General features: G+C 52.9%; 22 protein-coding genes and 2 pseudogenes. 6 read left to right on the top strand and 18 right to left on the bottom strand.

The window, feature by feature from the left end:
- Positions 1 to 63 precede the first annotated feature (63 nt).
- From rsmF to SCU88_RS14335, 3 genes are all read left to right on the top strand, one after another.
- Complete coding sequence (gene rsmF / locus SCU88_RS14325) at positions 64 to 1479, top strand: 16S rRNA (cytosine(1407)-C(5))-methyltransferase RsmF (RefSeq protein ID WP_431810171.1); 1416 nt, start codon at positions 64 to 66, stop codon at positions 1477 to 1479.
- A gap of 97 nt (positions 1480 to 1576) precedes the next feature.
- Positions 1577 to 1816 carry a YebV family protein gene (locus SCU88_RS14330; RefSeq protein ID WP_138097884.1) on the top strand — a complete coding sequence of 80 codons (240 nt, stop codon included), beginning with the start codon at positions 1577 to 1579 and terminating at the stop codon, positions 1814 to 1816.
- Between the two features lie 105 nt (positions 1817 to 1921).
- Positions 1922 to 2113, top strand: a complete 192-nt coding sequence (locus SCU88_RS14335) for a YebW family protein (protein ID WP_138097885.1) — start codon at positions 1922 to 1924, stop codon at positions 2111 to 2113.
- 3 nt (positions 2114 to 2116) lie between these two features.
- On the opposite strand, the gene pphA is transcribed toward SCU88_RS14335, so the two are convergent.
- On the bottom strand, positions 2117 to 2761 hold the full coding sequence (gene pphA / locus SCU88_RS14340) for a protein-serine/threonine phosphatase (protein WP_138097886.1): 645 nt from the start codon (positions 2759 to 2761) through the stop codon (positions 2117 to 2119).
- Positions 2762 to 2949: 188 nt separating this feature from the next.
- Between pphA and SCU88_RS14345 the strand changes: the two genes are divergently transcribed.
- Positions 2950 to 3654 (top strand): hypothetical protein, encoded by a 705-nt coding sequence (locus SCU88_RS14345; protein ID WP_175341762.1) that lies wholly within the window; start codon positions 2950 to 2952, stop codon positions 3652 to 3654.
- Positions 3655 to 3693: 39 nt separating this feature from the next.
- On the opposite strand, the gene SCU88_RS14350 is transcribed toward SCU88_RS14345, so the two are convergent.
- Together SCU88_RS14350 and SCU88_RS14355 are read right to left on the bottom strand one after the other, a co-directional pair.
- Positions 3694 to 4515: a CPBP family glutamic-type intramembrane protease gene (locus SCU88_RS14350; protein ID WP_175341763.1), complete on the bottom strand. Its 822-nt coding sequence runs from the start codon at positions 4513 to 4515 to the stop codon at positions 3694 to 3696.
- 143 nt (positions 4516 to 4658) lie between these two features.
- Positions 4659 to 5273, bottom strand: a complete 615-nt coding sequence (locus tag SCU88_RS14355) for a lytic polysaccharide monooxygenase (protein ID WP_175341764.1) — start codon at positions 5271 to 5273, stop codon at positions 4659 to 4661.
- Positions 5274 to 6124: 851 nt separating this feature from the next.
- Between SCU88_RS14355 and SCU88_RS14360 the strand changes: the two are divergent.
- Positions 6125 to 6496: pseudogene (locus SCU88_RS14360) on the top strand (SOS response-associated peptidase family protein); the annotation flags it as partial.
- A 51-nt stretch (positions 6497 to 6547) separates the two neighbouring features.
- Here the strand turns inward: SCU88_RS14360 and SCU88_RS14365 are convergent.
- The 7 genes and pseudogenes from SCU88_RS14365 to SCU88_RS14395 form a co-directional block, all read right to left on the bottom strand.
- A pseudogene (locus tag SCU88_RS14365) lies at positions 6548 to 6892 on the bottom strand (DNA polymerase V subunit UmuC); the annotation flags it as partial.
- A 2-nt stretch (positions 6893 to 6894) separates the two neighbouring features.
- A complete protein-coding gene (locus tag SCU88_RS14370; RefSeq protein WP_175341765.1) occupies positions 6895 to 7314 on the bottom strand; it encodes a translesion error-prone DNA polymerase V autoproteolytic subunit in 420 nt (139 codons plus the stop codon).
- A 224-nt stretch (positions 7315 to 7538) separates the two neighbouring features.
- Complete coding sequence (locus SCU88_RS14375) at positions 7539 to 8789, bottom strand: tail fiber domain-containing protein (RefSeq protein ID WP_175341766.1); 1251 nt, start codon at positions 8787 to 8789, stop codon at positions 7539 to 7541.
- 98 nt (positions 8790 to 8887) lie between these two features.
- Positions 8888 to 9118 carry a phage exclusion lipoprotein Cor gene (gene cor / locus SCU88_RS14380; protein WP_175341767.1) on the bottom strand — a complete coding sequence of 77 codons (231 nt, stop codon included), beginning with the start codon at positions 9116 to 9118 and terminating at the stop codon, positions 8888 to 8890.
- Positions 9119 to 9231: 113 nt separating this feature from the next.
- On the bottom strand, positions 9232 to 9906 hold the full coding sequence (locus tag SCU88_RS14385; protein ID WP_175341768.1) for a hypothetical protein: 675 nt from the start codon (positions 9904 to 9906) through the stop codon (positions 9232 to 9234).
- Between the two features lie 3 nt (positions 9907 to 9909).
- Positions 9910 to 10221, bottom strand: a complete 312-nt coding sequence (locus tag SCU88_RS14390; RefSeq protein WP_175341769.1) for a hypothetical protein — start codon at positions 10219 to 10221, stop codon at positions 9910 to 9912.
- Complete coding sequence (locus tag SCU88_RS14395; RefSeq protein ID WP_175341770.1) at positions 10221 to 13409, bottom strand: TipJ family phage tail tip protein; 3189 nt, start codon at positions 13407 to 13409, stop codon at positions 10221 to 10223. Before SCU88_RS14395 ends, SCU88_RS14390 begins: the two co-directional genes overlap by 1 nt.
- Positions 13410 to 13575: 166 nt before the next feature.
- Here SCU88_RS14395 and SCU88_RS14400 point away from each other — a divergent pair, with 166 nt between their 5' ends.
- Entirely contained in the window at positions 13576 to 13788 is a 213-nt protein-coding gene (locus SCU88_RS14400; RefSeq protein WP_175341771.1) for a hypothetical protein, read from the top strand.
- Here the strand turns inward: SCU88_RS14400 and SCU88_RS14405 are convergent.
- From SCU88_RS14405 to SCU88_RS14440, 8 genes are all read right to left on the bottom strand, one after another.
- Positions 13766 to 13969 carry a hypothetical protein gene (locus SCU88_RS14405; RefSeq protein WP_175341772.1) on the bottom strand — a complete coding sequence of 68 codons (204 nt, stop codon included), beginning with the start codon at positions 13967 to 13969 and terminating at the stop codon, positions 13766 to 13768. The genes SCU88_RS14400 and SCU88_RS14405 overlap by 23 nt on opposite strands.
- A 36-nt stretch (positions 13970 to 14005) precedes the next feature.
- Positions 14006 to 14617 (bottom strand): tail assembly protein, encoded by a 612-nt coding sequence (locus SCU88_RS14410; RefSeq protein ID WP_175341773.1) that lies wholly within the window; start codon positions 14615 to 14617, stop codon positions 14006 to 14008.
- Positions 14618 to 14684: 67 nt separating this feature from the next.
- The gene (locus SCU88_RS14415) at positions 14685 to 14948 is read right to left on the bottom strand and encodes a hypothetical protein (RefSeq protein ID WP_175341774.1); all 264 of its coding nucleotides are present in this window, start codon (positions 14946 to 14948) and stop codon (positions 14685 to 14687) included.
- A 31-nt stretch (positions 14949 to 14979) separates the two neighbouring features.
- Positions 14980 to 15288, bottom strand: a complete 309-nt coding sequence (locus SCU88_RS14420; protein WP_175341775.1) for a hypothetical protein — start codon at positions 15286 to 15288, stop codon at positions 14980 to 14982.
- Positions 15289 to 15373: 85 nt separating this feature from the next.
- The gene (locus SCU88_RS14425) at positions 15374 to 15568 is read right to left on the bottom strand and encodes a hypothetical protein (RefSeq protein ID WP_175341707.1); all 195 of its coding nucleotides are present in this window, start codon (positions 15566 to 15568) and stop codon (positions 15374 to 15376) included.
- Positions 15569 to 15615: 47 nt separating this feature from the next.
- The gene (locus SCU88_RS14430; protein WP_175341776.1) at positions 15616 to 16329 is read right to left on the bottom strand and encodes an NlpC/P60 family protein; all 714 of its coding nucleotides are present in this window, start codon (positions 16327 to 16329) and stop codon (positions 15616 to 15618) included.
- A 4-nt stretch (positions 16330 to 16333) separates the two neighbouring features.
- A complete protein-coding gene (locus tag SCU88_RS14435) occupies positions 16334 to 17086 on the bottom strand; it encodes a phage minor tail protein L (RefSeq protein ID WP_175341777.1) in 753 nt (250 codons plus the stop codon).
- On the bottom strand, positions 17083 to 17430 hold the full coding sequence (locus SCU88_RS14440) for a phage tail protein (RefSeq protein WP_175341778.1): 348 nt from the start codon (positions 17428 to 17430) through the stop codon (positions 17083 to 17085). Before SCU88_RS14440 ends, SCU88_RS14435 begins: the two co-directional genes overlap by 4 nt.
- Positions 17431 to 17443 lie beyond the last annotated feature (13 nt).

The following is a 17443-nucleotide window of genomic DNA, read 5'->3' on the forward strand; positions in this document are numbered from 1 at the left end:
GAACGAGACACTCCACTGGTGCAAACCCCATCCGCCTGGCTACCGGACGCCTTCCTCGACCTGATGCGCGAGGCTATGCCGGACACCCTCTCCTTTGATGACTTTATTGCCGCCTGTCAGCGTCCACTACGGCGCAGCCTGCGGGTTAACACATTGAAAATCAGCGTGACGGACTTTCTTGAGCAGGTCGCCCCCTACGGCTGGCAGTTGACACCAATCCCATGGTGCCCGGAAGGCTTCTGGATCGAGCGCGATAACGAAGATGAGCTACCGCTAGGCAGTACCGCCGAACACCTGAGCGGTCTGTTCTACATTCAGGAAGCCAGCTCCATGCTGCCGGTGGCGGCACTGTTCGCCGACGGCAATGCCCCGCAGCGGGTGATGGATATGGCTGCCGCTCCGGGCTCCAAGACCACGCAAATGGCGGCGCGGATGGAGAATCTGGGCGCTATCCTGGCCAACGAATACTCGGCCAGCCGGGTAAAGGTGCTGCACGCGAACCTTAGCCGCTGCGGCGCCAGCAACGTCGCCCTGACTCACTTCGACGGACGAGTCTTCGGCGCCGCGCTACCGGAAAGTTTCGACGCCATTCTGCTGGATGCCCCCTGCTCCGGCGAAGGGGTGGTACGCAAGGATCCCGATGCCCTGCGTAACTGGTCTCCGGCCAGTAATCAGGAGATCGCCGCGACTCAGCGAGCACTTATCGAGAGCGCCATTCATGCCCTCAGACCCGGCGGCGTACTGGTTTATTCCACCTGTACCCTGAATCGTGACGAGAACCATCAGGTGCTGCGTTGGCTGCTGGAACGCTATCCTGATGCAGTGGAAGTCGAGCCTCTGGGCGATCTGTTCCCGGGCGCCGGGCGTGCGCTCACGCCGGAAGGCTGGCTGCACGTCTTCCCTCAAATCTTCGACTGTGAAGGCTTTTTCGTGGCGCGGCTGCGTAAAACCGCCGCGTTAGATCCACTGCCCGCCCCGGACTTTCGGGTGGGCAAATTCCCCTTTACCCCACTCAGGGGCAAGCCGCTTAGCGAAGTGGAAAATGCCGCCGCCAGAGTGGGCCTTGTCTGGGACGATCGTTTGCAGCTCTGGGAGCGGGATAAAGAGCTGTGGCTGTTCCCGACGGAAATGGTCCCGCTGTTCGGTAAAGTGCGCTTCTCGCGCTGTGGGCTACGGCTGGCCGAACGTCATACCAAAGGCTACCGCTGGCAGCATGAGGCCATCGTGGCGCTGGCCTCCGGGCATGCCGCCAACGCCTTTGCGCTAACGGCGGAACAGGCCGAAGAGTGGTTCCGGGGCCGCGATATCTTCCCGGATACGCTCCCTCCGGATGGCGATGTCATCGTGACCTTCCAGAATCAGCCGCTGGGGCTGGCCAAACGGGTAGGGTCGCGTCTGAAAAATAGCTATCCGCGCGAGCTGGTACGCAACGGCCGCCTGTTCAGCGCCGCAGGACAAAATAAAAACCCTACAATTTGAATTGCGTCTTTTTTCGCCATCTGCCAAGATGGGCCTGTACGGTTTTTAAACCGTACAGGCAATGCGGCACTCACTTATTACGATTGGGAATCGTTCTATGGCAAAAACCAGCGTTCGAATCGGCGCATTCGAGATTGATGATGCCGAAATACACGGAGGAGATCAGGGCGCTCGCACTCTGAGTATCCCCTGCAAGTCTGATCCTGACCTGTGCATGCAGCTCGATGCCTGGGACGAAGAGACCAGCATCCCTGCGCTGCTAAACGGCGAAAATTCTGTCCTGTACCGTAAACATTACGACCGCAGTACCGACTCCTGGGTCATGCATTTTGCCTGAACCCATGAACCCGCCGCAAGGGCGGGTTGTTTTTCAGATCAACGCATTTCCCCATAATCCTCTACAATACCCCTAAAACGCAGCGCTGATTGTGGCGGGGATAGCATGTTCGCACTGGTTTTATTTGTCTGTTATCTGGATGGCGGATGCGACGATATCGTCGTAGAGCTTTTTAATACCGAACAGCAGTGCGAAGTGGCCATGGACAGCCAGAAAATTCGCCACGGCGGCTGCTATCCGGTGGAAGATTTTATCGACGGCTTCTGGCTGCCTGCTCAGCAGTACAGCGATTTCTGACGGCTACTGAAGCTGTACCAACGTCAGCGTATTGCCAAAAACCGCGCCGGTATCGATGTAGTGTTGATTAAAAAAGGTTTTGGCCTCCTGCAACGGCGTATGTCCGAACCAGAACTCATCCGCCCCGGTAATGGGGCCACCCCGGCCCTCCAGGTGACGGGTCAGCCGCTCGCGGCTCCATACCGTACGGTGGGCATCTACCGGCTTCTGCCAGACATAATGGGACGAGGGATAGTCGGCATGCGCAACAACCTGAACCTTACCGGCGCTGTGCAGCTCAAGGATTAACGGCAGTCCAGCGCAGCGGCGCAGGCGTGCCACAGCATCCCGCTGCGGCTGTTCCGCAAGCTGGTTCAGCCAGTCACCGCCGTTTATCTGCCACAGCATCCCGTCGCGGGCTTCCAGAGCCTCCAGCGCCATCTCCTCATGATTGCCACGCACCGCGCGAAACCAGGGTTTATCCAGCAGCGCCAGGCAGCCAGCGCTGTCGGGCCCGCGATCGATCAGATCGCCAACCGAGACCAGCAGATCCTGCCAGGGATGAAAACGCCTGTCCCGCAACGCGGTCGCCAGCTGCTGCAGGCAGCCGTGTAGATCGCCAACCAGCCAGATATGACGCCAGGCGGCACCATCGATTCTCTGATACACAGATCGCCTCCTGGGCTAAGTATAGCGTCCGCGATTGATGAGATAATCACCAGGTTCACTGGAGAATTTCCACGCTTTTTCCTAAACCGCACGTAAGGTTTATCTTAAGGTTAAATTAAGCAAGTTCTGCTAATCACCCTGCCGCGTTAATCTTTATGTTGCACCTGATGTTTGTTAAGAGGTGCGTCGTGTTCCTGAATCAATCCCCCATACTAAAACAGTTCATTATTTTTCTGGCTTTAGCCATCTGCATTGCCCTGAGCACCAGCTTTTTATTTATCGATGTGCTCTGGCTCCATAATCAGGTGAAAGAGATATCGCTAACCGAAATTTCCCAGGAGCTCTTCCTGTTGGCGAACGTGGTTATCTTTATCTTCTGCGCCCGCCGTTCGCCGGGAATGCGCGGTGGATTACTGCTGATTGCCGGTTTCTATGCCGCGCTGTTGATCCGCGAGCTGGACTCCTTTTTCGATATGCTGCACCACGGCGCCTGGTTTTGGTTCGCCCTGGCTTCCACCGCCCTCTTCCTGATCCTGGCCGCTAACTGGCACGCGTCTGTGAAACCGGGGCTGCTGGCTTTTACCCGCCATCCCTGCTTTGCCCATACCACATCCGGTATGGTGATAATCCTGGTGTTCTCACGTCTGTTCGGCATGACTGAACTCTGGAACGGCCTGCTCCAGGGGGGTTATCTGAACGTGGTGAAAACGGCGATCGAAGAAGGCACAGAACTGATCGGCTACACGCTGTGCCTGTTCTCCAGCGCCTGGTTTGCGCTGAGCCTGCAGCCTCAGCGCCAGGTTGCGCCAGAGCGGGAAGCCCGGGTCACGCGTTTTAATACAGGGCGGCACGAGCCGGAAGTCTGGGCCAGAGAGAGCGCCTCCCGGTCGTAACGGATATCAGGCCGGCGTCTCTCACGCCGGCCTTTTTGATCAGTTGCCGTGCTGCAGCATAGGGTAGGTAAAGAACAAGGCGTGGCACAGATTAAGCGCGAAGTGCAGTACCGTGGACACCCACAGCCTGCCGCTCCATAGCCAGGCCAGCCCGTAGAGCACACCGGCAAGCGTGGCGAATACCACCAGCAGCACGCCTCCCGCCGTATGCATCAGCCCGAAAATCACTGCGCTCAGCAACAGCGCCAGCGGCGCCGTCATCACGCCACACAGCCGTTGCAGCAGCCAGCCGCGAAACAGCGCCTCTTCCGCCAGTGATACAAAGAACAGGTTGGCGAAGGCAAAAGGCAGCAGCCACTGGCCCTGATGCAACTCCAGCCCCAGCCCACCCAGCGCTACCGCCACCAGTAGCAGCGCCGGGACGGCCAGCACCAGTAGCAGCCACTGCCAGAAAACAGCCCGTTTTAACGGCTGCGCCACAAATAGCGTGGGCAGGCAACACAGCAGCAGGAACGGCACCAGCGCTTTATCGAAGTTAAAATACATCGTAAATGGGGCGCTGCGCGGCCCGGCGTGAATTCCATCAAGAACTTTGGGATTGTTAAACCCGGGGATCAGATGCAGCATCAGCGCCGCTGCCGCAACGACCAGTACCACCTCAAGAGCAATTTTGACTCCGCGCCGCTCGCGCCATTTAACGCAGGCAACCCCCAGCAGCGCCATGACCACCAGCGCGATAATGCCCACTGGCTGCACAACGCCACTGACAACGCCCCAGACGGCAGAACCCACCAGTAACGCCAGCGCCAGAGGCAGGTAAAAGCGCAGCGCCAGCAGCGCCGCGGCCAATAAAATCCACATTATCGTTCTCCTTGTGTCGATGATATTGGCCGGATTATGCCTAACAGGAAATTCTTAACCAAAATAAAAAACGCCAGGCAACGCCAAACGGTCCCCACAGACCCGCCTGTGAGGACCACAATCAGCACTGAAAACGGGGCCTGTCAGGCAGAGATATCCAGATCGTAGGTCTGGTAGAAGGCATTGCCGGTATCAGCCACCAGCCAGATAAGCACCACAACATGATATCCGGATTTTCCAGCGGGAATTATCAGTTTATGTTCATCCTTCGCAGGCAGCGGATAACTCCAGTAAGGCGCTTCGGTATAAACATCTTCAAAAAAAGGTTTCTCTTCTAATTGCGACCGGGTAACAGGTGCGGAGGGATCCCAGCCATCTTTAGTAATAAAGGCAATATACCCCCTGGTTGGATGTGGCGCAGTATATTTCCATTTAATTGTTAATTCTTGCGAAGCCTTAACCGAAACTCTTGGCCAGGGCTGTTTCCCCTCTTCTTTTAATTGCTGATCGGTATAATTTAGTTTTTTACGAATATCAGAACGCCCACCGCTTAGAATAAGGCCATCTGCAGGTGGCGTCTCGCTCCATACGTCAGTACCTTCGTAATGGGCCTGGCCTGCAACGGTATCAGGGAAGTTTTTTCCTCCTTCTAACTCATTGGCATGATCTTCCTGGAATTCAGTCCAGTACTGGATAGCATGAACGGCGCGGGTTGGCGGATCATAAGCATGACCATGAAACGGGGTGATATTACTCATTTGGATACCTCCTTCTGAATGGACTTTTTTAATATAGACCGCCGAATCGCCGCCCACCAATTAAGAGAAAGTTAAATTTTTATTTATTTCTCGAAAAACAAGAACCATCAATATTTATTAATGAGTTACGTTCAACCACGCAAAAAAATCAGATAGTTAATAAAACAAAACATTTTATTTTATATTATTCGAAACGGTGTACATTTTTGATGCCATACTGTTCAGCCAGCATGGCAGGGATATAAAAAAGCCATTGAAAACAATCTGCGTTCCCTGCCGACGAGGTGAGCACCATGAGATTGATCGTCTGGGGGGGCAGCGCTCATCCTTATCGACGACACCGGCATCATCAGGTCGGTCATCACATCCGACAAAAAAATTCTGTCAGCAACTTGTAAATGAATCGTTAACCGTGTTACAACGATTCAGACCCAGGGTGAGAGCGAACAGTCACTGTCGCCCGCCCGGTCGGGGCAGGCGCAACAAAAACAACAGACAAAAAAAGACCGAATACGATTCCTGTTTCCGCTACAATCTGCCTTTCTTGATACCATTCAGGCACTTACACATCAGAAACCCGTTAAAAACGGGTTTCAATGCTTACCAATACATCCATTCAAGATCAAACCGTTGCCACGTTTTTCGAGTGGTCGACGAGTGTACTTCGGGATCAGTTCGATCCACAACCTCCCCAACTTTGCGTAGCTCCTTCCAGTTTCGCAAACCCCCGATTTACCGCCTTGCTGACTTCCATCATCATACCCATGTTTCAAAATCATAGACTTTCGGTGCGCACCTGTTTTTTTCTCCCTGCCCTATACTTTCAGTCTGATATCTGGCTGGAGGTTTCTATGTGTGGACGTTTTGCACAAGCCCAAACCCGTGAAGAATATCTGGCTTACCTGGCCGATGAAGCCGATCGCGACATCGCATACGACCCGGAACCCATAGGCCAGTACAACGTCGCGCCCGGTACAAAAGTCCTGCTACTGAGCGAACGAGACGAGCAACTGCATCTCGATCCGGTCCTGTGGTCATACGCGCCCGGGTGGTGGGACAAGGCACCACTGATTAACGCGCGCGTCGAGACTGCGTCCACAAGCCGAATGTTTAAACCTCTCTGGCAGCATGGCAGGGCGATCTGTTTTGCGGATGGATGGTTCGAGTGGAAGAAGGACGGCGACAAAAAACAGCCCTACTTCATTCACCGAGCCGACGGCCAGGCCGGTATTCCTGCGCACCGCATCTTTCAGCTCGTGACCGAACTCCTCGAGCACCCGGCAGTTACGCACGCCTGTGAGGTCGCAAAAAGCTTCGTCGATGCTGTAAATTTCTACGCGGGGGCTCATTTCCTCAAGCGTCGTCATTACCCGGTTCGACATGTCTGCGTACAGCTCGTAGTTGCTGCTGAAGCAAACAACCCCAGCGCGCCGAAATAAGTCCTTTTGCTTGAAGAAAGGCTCTCCCATTGTAATTCCAGCGGCCTTAGCCTCGGCACTGCGTGCGATTACACAGCCATCGTTATTCGAGAGAACGACAACCGGGCGCCCTCTCAGGTCAGGCCTGAATACGGTCTCGCATGATGCGTAGAACGAATTCACATCACAGAGCGCAAACATACTCAGCTCGCCGATTTGACGATGAAAGTAACAACGCCGAAAACGTCCAGCGTATCTTCGCTGCCTACAACAATCGGACTGTAGGCGCTATTCATTGGGATGAGTTGGACTGTCGGGCGTAACTGCAGGCGTTTAACAGTAAATTCCCCTTCCACCGCGGCGATGACAATGTTTCCGTGCTCAGCTGTGCGCGAGCTGTCCACCACCAGCAGATCACCATCGCTAATCCCGGCTTCGATCATTGAATCACCTGCGGCTTTGACGAAATAGGTGGAGCTCGGATGAGCGACAAGTAACTCATTGAGATCGATACGCTGTTCAACGTAATCAGCTGCGGGGCTTGGGAAACCACACTGTACTAAGTCACTGAAAAGCGGGAGAGCGATAATTTCTCGCAGTTCTGTTGGCCTGATGAATTCCATTGCACACACCTCAAATACTGTTTTTATATACAGTAGTTTTATTTGTAAGTGTCCGCAAGATACAGGCCCTACCGTCACTGCTTAAAGGTTCGCCGCTTCGCTTCTAAGTTTCTATGTCGCTTCGAATTATGATTTTTGTAAATTTTATGTCCGCAACTCTATGTGAGCAGATTTAAGCCTGTTTTGAAGCGGGGAATTTTTTATAAAGCGTACATACGGCAACGTCATAAGTTATCGACCTGTGCTTTAAGCCTTTCAATATCATCCATGAGAGCAAGGATCGCTTCATGGTGAAGAGCTGCAGCAACCCCATAAGTATCGACAGTTTTCACATCAGAAATCACTGTGCCATCCTTCAGGGAAATGTCATAGCCGCCTTTAACCGCTTCGGGAAACTCTTGCTCAACGTCTTGGGCAATAAAGCCGTAACCTGTTGTTTCATTGTCAATACGCTCCCAAAAGCAGCCCTTAATAGTTCTCATCTTTACGAGTGGGTCAGATATGCGCACGATGTCTTTTTTGATACGCGCATCTGAGAGTGATACCCATTGACCACCGGTGCCACGCCCATCCGGGTAAAACATAAAAGATGCTGCAGCCCCTCCAGATTCTGCCACCACATTTAACTGAACACGATCAAGTTGGGTTGAGCCGCTACGTATTGCACCAAACGCCCAGGAGCCGCTATACCACTTACCGACTATCTGGTTTACATAATTCCCCTGAGATGAATCCGTTGTCGTATTGTTCATCTCAATGGAATTGTCACCTCCATTTCCTTTCCTAACACCTAAACCACCACCGGCATTTGTATGCCAGTCAGTTGCTCCGCCACCAACACCTTTGATTGTCACAGCAGACGAAATCGTACCTCCAGTTTTACCGTTCACCGTACTTAGGCGTGCATCATCGCCGGCGGCGACCGTTCCCGCCACTGCGCCAACGTCCCTGATTGCGCTGTTTCCTAAACCGAAGTTTGTTCGAGCGTCAGCTGCAGTCTTTGCCCCAGTCCCGCCCTGTGCAACCGGAACGGCGCCGTCAACCAGCCCCGCTTTCCCGGCCATGTCGTCTGTTAATTTCTTGAACGAACTGATCGTAACTTCCCGCCCGTCCGGCGCTGTGATGGTCACCTCACCGGTGCCGGTCATGATTTCCTGCCAGCCGTCCATCTGTGACTGGTAGTAGCCGAGCTGTGACGCGAGCATGTTTGACCAGTACTGTACCGACTGGGTTTCGGCCACCATGACGCCGTAAGCGGCGCCGGAGAACGCCTTTGATACCGGACGCGTTACCGTTAATTGAGTATCGCTGTCCACCCTGGCGATAGCGTACAAATCGACGGTCCCGGCGTCGTAAATCGCGATTGTGCACTGCGGGCCAATGCCGTTTTTCTGGTCCGCCCATTTCGTACCGGAACCTGTGATCGTGGTGGCGTCGGCGGTCGCGGATACGGTGCCGGTTTCATACATCGACATAGTGAAATTCTCCCAATAAAAAAGCCCCGCGAAGGAGGCTTTGCAAAAACGGTCGTTTTTGGAAAAAAGAAAACCCGCCGTAGCGGGTCAGAATTCGGTTACTTCTGGCATGTCGAACTGACAAAATTACCCCTGCTCACCCATCGCCAGTTAAATGGGTAGCCAGCCTTGTATTGCGTCTGGTTCGCCACGCTGCGGACGCCGTAAATGTGCACAGTCGTGTGCTGGCCGCCAATCATCGCGACCGCATCGCATACCGGCGTCTGTTGCTCTACAAGCGACGAGCAACCAGCAGCAAAAATCACCAGAGATAAAATAATCGCTCTCACGGTAGTTCCTTATTCTGTTATTTCATACGAAATTAACAGCCAGGCACGAATTCATCCAATTGGTTTGGTAGATCAATGGGCCAAGATTGATCGTTTTCATCGATCAATCTTGTTTAATAGCGGGAAACGTCAGTAATTAAATATCTGTTTCGGTAATTAATATAACCTGGGTTAAGTAACCCGGAACCTGGTGATATGCCTACAACGGCTTTTATTCTTGTATTGCCTCCTGAGTAGTACGCCATTGATGTTTGTATTGTTTGAAATGGTATCGGCTGGGCTGATCCGGCCATGCCAATAATATAACCTACCATTCGTGGCATTACGGCCCATTTCCCAGATTTAGTTACATCAAGCTTTGTCCCACTATTATTTTCATTAGAAGGATCTCCGATAGCCTCAACATCAGTTAATACCTTTGTTTCATTAGTCAATATACAAACCCCGTTAGAATCCCAGATTGCCATTCCCCATTCTGGTGGTGTCTGAGGCTCAACAGAAAAAAAATACGCATCTATAGTTCCGCCCTCGACACCCAAATAGTACGCGCTTAGCGTGCAAACGCCATTATCCAGCGAAGCAGTGATGGCTGTGGATGCGGTGTTTGTTTCTGGTGCTGCCCGGTTGTGGGTGATGAATGGAATCATTGGGCGAGTTGCGTCATAGTTAACAGCAACCTCAAACGTACCATTTGCAAGGGTTTTCTTTTCGATTAGGGAAAGAGGCATAGAATCAGGGGTGACAAACACCCCGCCGTCTACTGTTGTTAGGTATGCTCCAAAACTCATCACTTACACTCTCACAGCAATTACCAGACAAAAAACCTCCGAAGCCTGATCCGCATCAACGCCATAATATCCAGCACCATCCTTGACGCTGACCGTTCCGCCACTGATCACGAACCGGCGGCGCGCAGTTGTATCAAATGCAAAATTCAGGCTCACTGGCATTACATCAAGTTTACAGCCAAGCGGGACCGTAAATTTATAATCCCCGGTGATTTGATTTTTATTAAGACGAAATGTGCCAACAACGTTAACGGGATTTATCCCATAGTTATTGGCATTACCATTTGCATCCCATGTTTGAATACCCCAAGCCATTACCAAGCTCCTGTGATTTTACCAACCTGGACACGCAATCTTCCGTTAGCATCACGAACCGAAATATTGGTATTAGTCTGCTTCATTGCGCCGGATGAGTCGCTACCATAATTTTCAAACGTTCCATTTTTATCCAGCTTCCATCCTGTTTTCCCAGCTACGTAGTTATTCGACTGAATATAGCTACCGATTTTTGCGTTAGTAATCGTGCCATCACCAATAAATGCATTTGCAATGACGGTTTGGCCGGACTGAATCGCAAAAAACGTTTTTGGCGTGCCGTTTACATCAGACATAACAGCAAAACGATCGGCCAGGAATACAACCTGCGTCTGCATTCCGCTGGGAGTGCTCTCAACACCGATCCCCATCCCCGCTGCATAGTAAACACCGCCGGAGGTAACGCCGACTTTAACGTTATATTGCGCCGACAGGTTACCATCCAGATCGGCCAGCGCTGATGCTGTCGTCTGCACAGCAGCGTTGGTATCGTTGAACTGCGCCGTAACAAGCTGCTGATATTCTGCAAAGGCCTTTTGGTCTGTCGCCTGCACAGTGCGGATTTCCAGTATTTCGGCCCAGGCTTTACCGGCCTGTTTTCGCCAGCGCTGGATATCTGCGTCGTTCGCCAGAGCGTTGGAGATAATCGCGTCGGTGTTGGTGTTGATCTGCTCTACCAGTTGCTGGCCGGTTTCTGTCGTCATTATGTCATCGCCGATAACATCCAGGATGTCAGAGGCATCGGCGCTGGACTGGCCGCGAACCCAATCGGTATAGCCTGATTCATTCCCGGTTTTATCCACCAGTTGCGCCCGGAACCAGAACACCTGGCCGAATTGTAGCCCCATCATCTGGTAGCGAGCCTGCGGGTACGGGACATCGGTCAGCAGCATCGCATCTTCATCTGAACTGGTATAGCTGTACTGAATTTCAGTTTTCAGCGTATCCGCGGTGTTGGGCGGAAATCCCCAGTTCAGTTCGATACCCATCACGACGTCCTCGGAGGCACGAAAGCCGACCGGCTTCGGCGGGTTGCCTACTTTCCCGGTCAGCGTCTTCTCTTCCGAGTATCCCCATCCTGACGATATTTCAGCGGCATTAATCGCCCGCACGCGCGCCAGGTAACGCCCGGCGTAGATAGAGGGAACCTCGAACGACGTTGTAGAACTGCGCGGCACGTTCACCCAGTTGCCGTCGTTCCGGCGCCACTGAGCCTCGTATGCGATAGCATTGTCGGCCTTGTCCCAGGTGACAGTCATCGTTTCAAGGCTGATACACTGGCTCACGACCGAATAGCTACCGATGGCGATGTTTGCCGGGGGCGACTGGTTACCCGGGGGAATAACGCTGATCGGTCGCTCGTCAATAATCGCGCCGGTATCGATGCGGGCGTATTTGTCAGGGTCATGATATGCGGCGGTAATCGTGTAAGTGTTGTCATCGTTATCGGTGACAGTCACGACGCGATATTGCTGCGCATACAAAGCATCCGACTCAATCACCCACACAGCGCCATTGGCCGGAGTTTCACTATAGGCAGTAGTTACCGTTACAACGTTGTCGGATACGACCTGAATCGTGCGCGCCTGAGATACACCGCTGGGCAGGTTGATTAACAGTCGATCGCCATTGCCCGCCGTCGGCGCCCTGTCCAGGGTAATTGACCGGCCATTGACCGAGGATACGCGTCCACCTAGGTCTTTTCCGGACAGGTTGCGATCTGATACGGCGATGATATAGCCCGGCTGCGGGATGTTCCCATCGAGGCCCACATCAAACGTCACCACCCGATCTTTATTGTTCGTCAGAACCCCCCAGCGTCCTTTCCTGTTCGCTTCTGACTGGCGCGTACACCCGATAGCCGTAACTTCGAGCTGGTTGAAACCGTACCGGCGTACCAGATCCTGCTCGAATACCGGTTCCATGGCATCTGCATAGGCATTCGCCGGATCTGACCAGGAAACCAGCGCCGTGGTATAGCGGCTTTTTGTCGTGCTGCTGGAGTATGTAAAGCGGCCATCAATAACGTTCGCTGCGGTATAGCAGAAATCAACATCACGCGGCATGTCAGCAAGACAGACGATCTGATCGCCGCCCCAGTACGTCATGCCGCGAAATATCGCGGCGAAATCGCGCAGAACGGTATATGCCTCGTTGCGGTCCTGAATGTACACATTGCAGGTATAGCGCGGCTCTGTGCCGCTACCGCCCTTCCCATCCGGCACCATCTGATCGCAGTACTGCGCCACCTGGTAAAGCATCCATTTATCGATGTTTGCAGCAGTGAGGCGATTACCCAGGCCGAACCGGCCAGACACAACAAGATCGTAAAAAACCCAGGCGGGGTTATCAGTCCACGCCCATTTAAAATTACCGGTCCAGGTTCCGCTATATGTTCTGGTTTCCGGGTCATAGGTATCCGGCACCCGGATTACACGCCCGCGCGGCTCGCACGAAATCTGAGGAATGGAGCCGTTGAACTGGCTGGAGTCGAATTCGACGTATAGCAATGCAGTGTTCGGATAGCGCAGCTTCGCGTCGATAACCTCGGTGTAGCTCTCCAGGGACATTTTATCGCCGATTTTGGCGCTGTTGGCATCTGCCGTGATTTTGCGAACGCGAATAGTCCAGGTGCTGCCAGCCTGCGGCAAATCGATACGGTGACTACGCTCATAACCGGATGTGGTTTTGCCTGTTACGGATGTATTCAGCACCGTCTGCCAGGTACCGCCATCGGTCTGCAAATCGACGGCATAGTTGATGGAGTAACCAACCAGATCCCCGGAATCCTCCTGTTTAAACAGGCTCGGCCATTTGAGGCGCAGCCGCACCGCAGATAGCTGGGTATTCGTAAATGTATGCGTCCATGCAGTAACACTTGATATCTCAGTACCGACGTTTATTTCGTTCTCTGTGCCGGGTATCCCCTGGATGTAATTTTGTGCCTGCGTACCAGCACGAAACTCCCAAGCTACCCCACCGAAATTATCAGAGCCATCCGCGTTTTGTAGCGGCGTCCCGTCAAGGTAAATATCCTGTGCCGTCAACGCGCCAGCAAATTCACCCTCACCCAGCGCCAGGAGAATTTTTGCTTTTGCTACGGACTGGAGATCGTCCGGCTGTTCAACCGGTGTGCGCTGTTTTGATCCGCCACCTTTGCGGCCTTTGATAGCAGTTGCTGTAGCCATATTGCGCCCATAAAAAAGGCCACCGCATGGGTGGCCACTGTTTGAATATCAGGATGTTGCTTTTAGGTATCCCTGGATAAGGTAAGGACTCAGCCCGCCCATGCCGACACATGGGCGCACACAGCAAAAGGAGGGATGGCTGATTACCTCTGATTAAGGATTAGAAATGGATAAAAAATTTGTTAATTTCGGATTCACGATGTCACCAGAAATCCCAACTCATACAGCGCTTGAAATTGTGGCTATAAAGAATGTCCTAATGTGTATTCTTGCCCACATGCCGGAGAAGAGAAAAGTAATTACTGATGAGTTATCAGCCATTGATAGCGATATCATGCAAGACATCGTGAAAAACATCAGACTAATGGATCAACAGTAATACTCATTGCTGCTCTATATTTTTTTGTGGCCTGCTGCTGGGCCACTATTTGCTGAAGGTCATGTGCGGCAGCCTGCGTCGCATGCTGCACTACCGTAACCAGTTCGTTTGATTCCCGTGCCTGCTGCTTTAACTCAGACACTTCCCGCTCCAGTGCTTCAATTCGTTGTTCTAAAGTCATAATAAGCTCCCGCCTTTCGGCAATTGGTTAGTTAACTTACTGCTCATCTTCGACATAAATACCCGCCGAAATAATAGCCCCGCCTATTCGTCGCCGACCATACAAACACCCTACCGGATACCCCTGTGCCGCTGTATTGGTCACGCTGCCGAATGCATACGAAGCCCGGTTATCCGGATCCTGTTTACTGGCAAGTCCGGTAGTCTGCGGGGAAAGCATCTGGACAACACCGCCGATCGCCATCGCGGCACCGAACTGGGCAATGCCATAGCCAACGGTCGAAAGCGTACCAGCTGAGAAATACCCTATAGCCACACCAACAGCGACCAGCACAGAACCAAGAATCGTTTGCAGCAGGCCGCCACGCTTACTCCCAATAACGACCGGCGCGATCCGGATGTCCTGATCGCCCTTATCCATTTCCAGCTCGTCCTGTACCAAATTCCGGCGGCCGCTGAATACTGCATATGTCAGCCCGCGCTGTTTGCTGGTATTAAGGAAGCGCTCAAACCCCGGAATGATGACGCACAGCGCGCGGATAGCTTCGCGTGGCGACGCTACGGCGAGCCGGTGCTCGCGCCCAAACGTGGTACCGAGTACGCCATAAAGACGTATCGTGCGCATTGGTTCATAGGTTAATGCAGCCATACTTTCTCCATAAAAAAACCCGCCGAAGCGGGTTGTAAGCTAATTATGAAAAGGAAATCGTTCTTTCTCAGGGTTTTGTACCGTATTTGTCTTCAAATTTAGCTTCCATTTTTTCGCAGGAACCGGCGATAAACCGTTTTTCTTCATCGGTCAGAGATTTTCTCTCGTATTGTTCCCAGCAATAGGTAATTGCATACCGATCTTTAACCTTTGTATCTTTTTCTTCGCCTGATTCCGCTACATCAGAATGTGGTGCGCTATCTTTAAGATAGGTAATACCCAAACCGGCAGCCAGAAGAATAAGAACAATTATGACTTTTTTCACTTCCATATCCCCATTGATGGTATTCAGAGTAATCCTATCAAATACGGGGAAAACAACAAAACCCGCAGTTAAGCGGGTTCGGTAGGTGGTGAATACTCGTTATCAGAACGCCAGCAGCGCTCCGGCAAGCTGTTTCTCTACATCCTCCCGCTTGGCGACTATCCAGCCCATCCCCCATGATTTTCACCCCGCCTGACACAATCATATCAGCAAGATGCTTCATGTCATCAGTCATGCATTTCCTCACCGCCTGAACGAAGTCACCTTGTGAAACAAAGACATCATCGCCAATGTTAACAAATCTAACATCGACTCCATCAAAGTTTGCTGTAAAAATTCTGCTCATGACCCCTCCAGAGGACTGTTGCCCTGCAAGAAGTCTACGATACATAGTGGCAACCTGCAATCACCGAGGGTGGTTACAGCGCGGGCTACCACCATCGCACCTGCCCGATGAAATACCCAAGTGCGGCGGTAATCGCCACAAGCCAGAGCAGGATAAATTTCCAGTTTGGTAATTGCTTAATCATTAGTCGCAACTCCCGCATCAGTTTGCTAAAATCTATCACATGTTCCTCGTTAGCAACGGTAACGGTGGAAAGCAAAAGGCCCAGCATCGCTTGCAACGATCTGGGCCTTTGGTTTTGTGGGTGAGAAAACGTTCCCGTCTGAATCAGGCAGAGAAAAGTTCTTTATGCCGCACCGCTTTTACGGTTCGCTCCCGCCAGTACCCACCATACGGCGTGCGTTGGCTTAAATGCCCGTACAGGTGGTGTAACAGCATATTCCCTTCCAACAGGATGCCGGCATGGTTAGCGACCGGTGCCGATACCTGCATGATGACCATGTCACCCGGGCGCGGCTGTCCGGAAAACTCCCGGAAGCCGCATTCATACCAGTTATCGAGGTAGAGATTTTCGGCGCCGGACTCCCACCACGGGTAATCGACGCGGTAATCCCGCAGTTCTATCCCATGCTCCTGCCGGAAGTAGCTCATAATCAGCCCCCAGCAATCAGTGTGGCCCAGTACGAACGGGCGGCCGATAAGCGGAAGTTCGCCGCGTGGCTGAATAGTACGAATGTCACCCTCCGGCCAACTGACAATGTGCCAGGGTAGCTCCGTTGCATCACACTGAGCCATATCCAACTGACTGGGCTGAGTGGTGGCATCCGGGTGACTGTGCACTATGCCAGTAATCGTCCCCCAGTCCTCTACAGAGGCGTAATCCTCCGGCGCCAGGTGGAATTGTTCCGTAGGGTCAGAGGCAAGATTACGGCACGGGAAATAGCGCTCTACGCGCCCTTTTTGCGCCACCAAGCCACATGCCTCGCGCGGATGCTCGGCGGCGGCGTGGGTCATGATATCCGCTATGGTTTTATCACGCATATCATCAACTCCGGATTAAGCTCGTTCCTGGGAAGCCGCCGAACGAAAGTTCATTGCTCTCTCCGTACCGGAGTTTGCAGGCGCTCAGCGTGCCATTGCACTCGTCGAGCGATGGATCATCAACCGGGTTATTGTGCTTGTCGAAATACCGGGTACCGGCATAATCACAGCCGTCTCCGCTGCGGTACTGACCGCGAATGCACCAGGTGCATAGCGAATGAAGCTGGCGCGTCGGTATCATGAGGCCCTGTAGGTCCATCGGGCTGGAAAGTGTGAACGCGACTACCTCGTTTGTTTCGCTATTTTTACTGTCGATATAGAAAACCCGCTTAACCTCCTGGGTGGGATCGGATGAGTCATTACCATCGGGAAAATTACGCGCGTCCAGGTAATGGGAGAAAGTATCGTGAATTGTCACTTTCGCCTGCAGCAGGTCGTCGTAGGCCAGACACAGCGCAGTGATCGAACCGTCAAGGTTGGCAACGGATAACGTAGGTTGCGCGGCGCTGCCGTCGGTCGATGTCTCCATCCCCTCTATCTGACACGGCCATGCGCCGTATTCGTTCCCCTGCCACCAGATCGATTTAGCCGGTAGTTTTGACTCGTCGCCACCGGCCGCCGCGATTTCCTCCGGCGTATGAGGGATGTTGCAGGCATGGAAGCGCAAAACATCATCCAGCCCAAACGAACTACCGTCCACTTCGAACAGCCGGATCTTGTTGCCGGGCTCGAGGCTCTGAAAATCTGCGGTTATCATGGTGCATATGCCTGTTTAAATGTCGCGTTGATAGTTAATACGTTGCTCGACAGTGGCGTTGCCTTCACTGAGTCGGTCACCACCCGGTAGAGGCCGACCTCCCCGATCGGTGATGTCCAGATGAAGGAGCGAATGAAGTGGCCGCGCATGAACGTCAGCACCTTCAGCATTTCCGCCCGGCGGCCGATCATAGTAATCGGCCAGGACTGCGTTTCGGGGTGAATGCCGTCACCGGCAATCTGTTCGTACCCATCGCCAAATGCTGCCGTTCTGGCCGTGTATGACAGTTCGCCCTGCATACCACCCTGAATTTGCGTAGGCCAGGTAAATGTATCGATAGCCATCCTGACTCCTGAT

Source organism: Jejuibacter sp. L23 (assembly GCF_050815825.1).
Classification (GTDB): Bacteria; Pseudomonadota; Gammaproteobacteria; order Enterobacterales; family Enterobacteriaceae; genus Jejubacter; species Jejubacter calystegiae.

Excerpts from the sequence above, each read along its gene's own strand:
- rsmF (WP_431810171.1), top strand. The coding sequence starts at position 64 with ATGCGCGAGGCTATGCCGGACACCCTCTCCTTTGATGACTTTATTGCC.
- SCU88_RS14330 (WP_138097884.1), top strand. The coding sequence starts at position 1,577 with ATGGCAAAAACCAGCGTTCGAATCGGCGCATTCGAGATTGATGATGCC.
- SCU88_RS14335 (WP_138097885.1), top strand. The coding sequence starts at position 1,922 with ATGTTCGCACTGGTTTTATTTGTCTGTTATCTGGATGGCGGATGCGAC.
- SCU88_RS14350 (WP_175341763.1), bottom strand. The coding sequence starts at position 4,515 with ATGTGGATTTTATTGGCCGCGGCGCTGCTGGCGCTGCGCTTTTACCTG.
- SCU88_RS14355 (WP_175341764.1), bottom strand. The coding sequence starts at position 5,273 with ATGAGTAATATCACCCCGTTTCATGGTCATGCTTATGATCCGCCAACC.
- SCU88_RS14370 (WP_175341765.1), bottom strand. The coding sequence starts at position 7,314 with ATGGAATTCATCAGGCCAACAGAACTGCGAGAAATTATCGCTCTCCCG.
- SCU88_RS14375 (WP_175341766.1), bottom strand. The coding sequence starts at position 8,789 with ATGTCGATGTATGAAACCGGCACCGTATCCGCGACCGCCGACGCCACC.
- SCU88_RS14385 (WP_175341768.1), bottom strand. The coding sequence starts at position 9,906 with ATGAGTTTTGGAGCATACCTAACAACAGTAGACGGCGGGGTGTTTGTC.
- SCU88_RS14390 (WP_175341769.1), bottom strand. The coding sequence starts at position 10,221 with ATGGCTTGGGGTATTCAAACATGGGATGCAAATGGTAATGCCAATAAC.
- SCU88_RS14395 (WP_175341770.1), bottom strand. The coding sequence starts at position 13,409 with ATGGCTACAGCAACTGCTATCAAAGGCCGCAAAGGTGGCGGATCAAAA.
- SCU88_RS14400 (WP_175341771.1), top strand. The coding sequence starts at position 13,576 with ATGGATAAAAAATTTGTTAATTTCGGATTCACGATGTCACCAGAAATC.
- SCU88_RS14405 (WP_175341772.1), bottom strand. The coding sequence starts at position 13,969 with ATGACTTTAGAACAACGAATTGAAGCACTGGAGCGGGAAGTGTCTGAG.
- SCU88_RS14410 (WP_175341773.1), bottom strand. The coding sequence starts at position 14,617 with ATGGCTGCATTAACCTATGAACCAATGCGCACGATACGTCTTTATGGC.
- SCU88_RS14415 (WP_175341774.1), bottom strand. The coding sequence starts at position 14,948 with ATGGAAGTGAAAAAAGTCATAATTGTTCTTATTCTTCTGGCTGCCGGT.
- SCU88_RS14420 (WP_175341775.1), bottom strand. The coding sequence starts at position 15,288 with ATGAGCAGAATTTTTACAGCAAACTTTGATGGAGTCGATGTTAGATTT.
- SCU88_RS14430 (WP_175341776.1), bottom strand. The coding sequence starts at position 16,329 with ATGCGTGATAAAACCATAGCGGATATCATGACCCACGCCGCCGCCGAG.
- SCU88_RS14435 (WP_175341777.1), bottom strand. The coding sequence starts at position 17,086 with ATGATAACCGCAGATTTTCAGAGCCTCGAGCCCGGCAACAAGATCCGG.
- SCU88_RS14440 (WP_175341778.1), bottom strand. The coding sequence starts at position 17,430 with ATGGCTATCGATACATTTACCTGGCCTACGCAAATTCAGGGTGGTATG.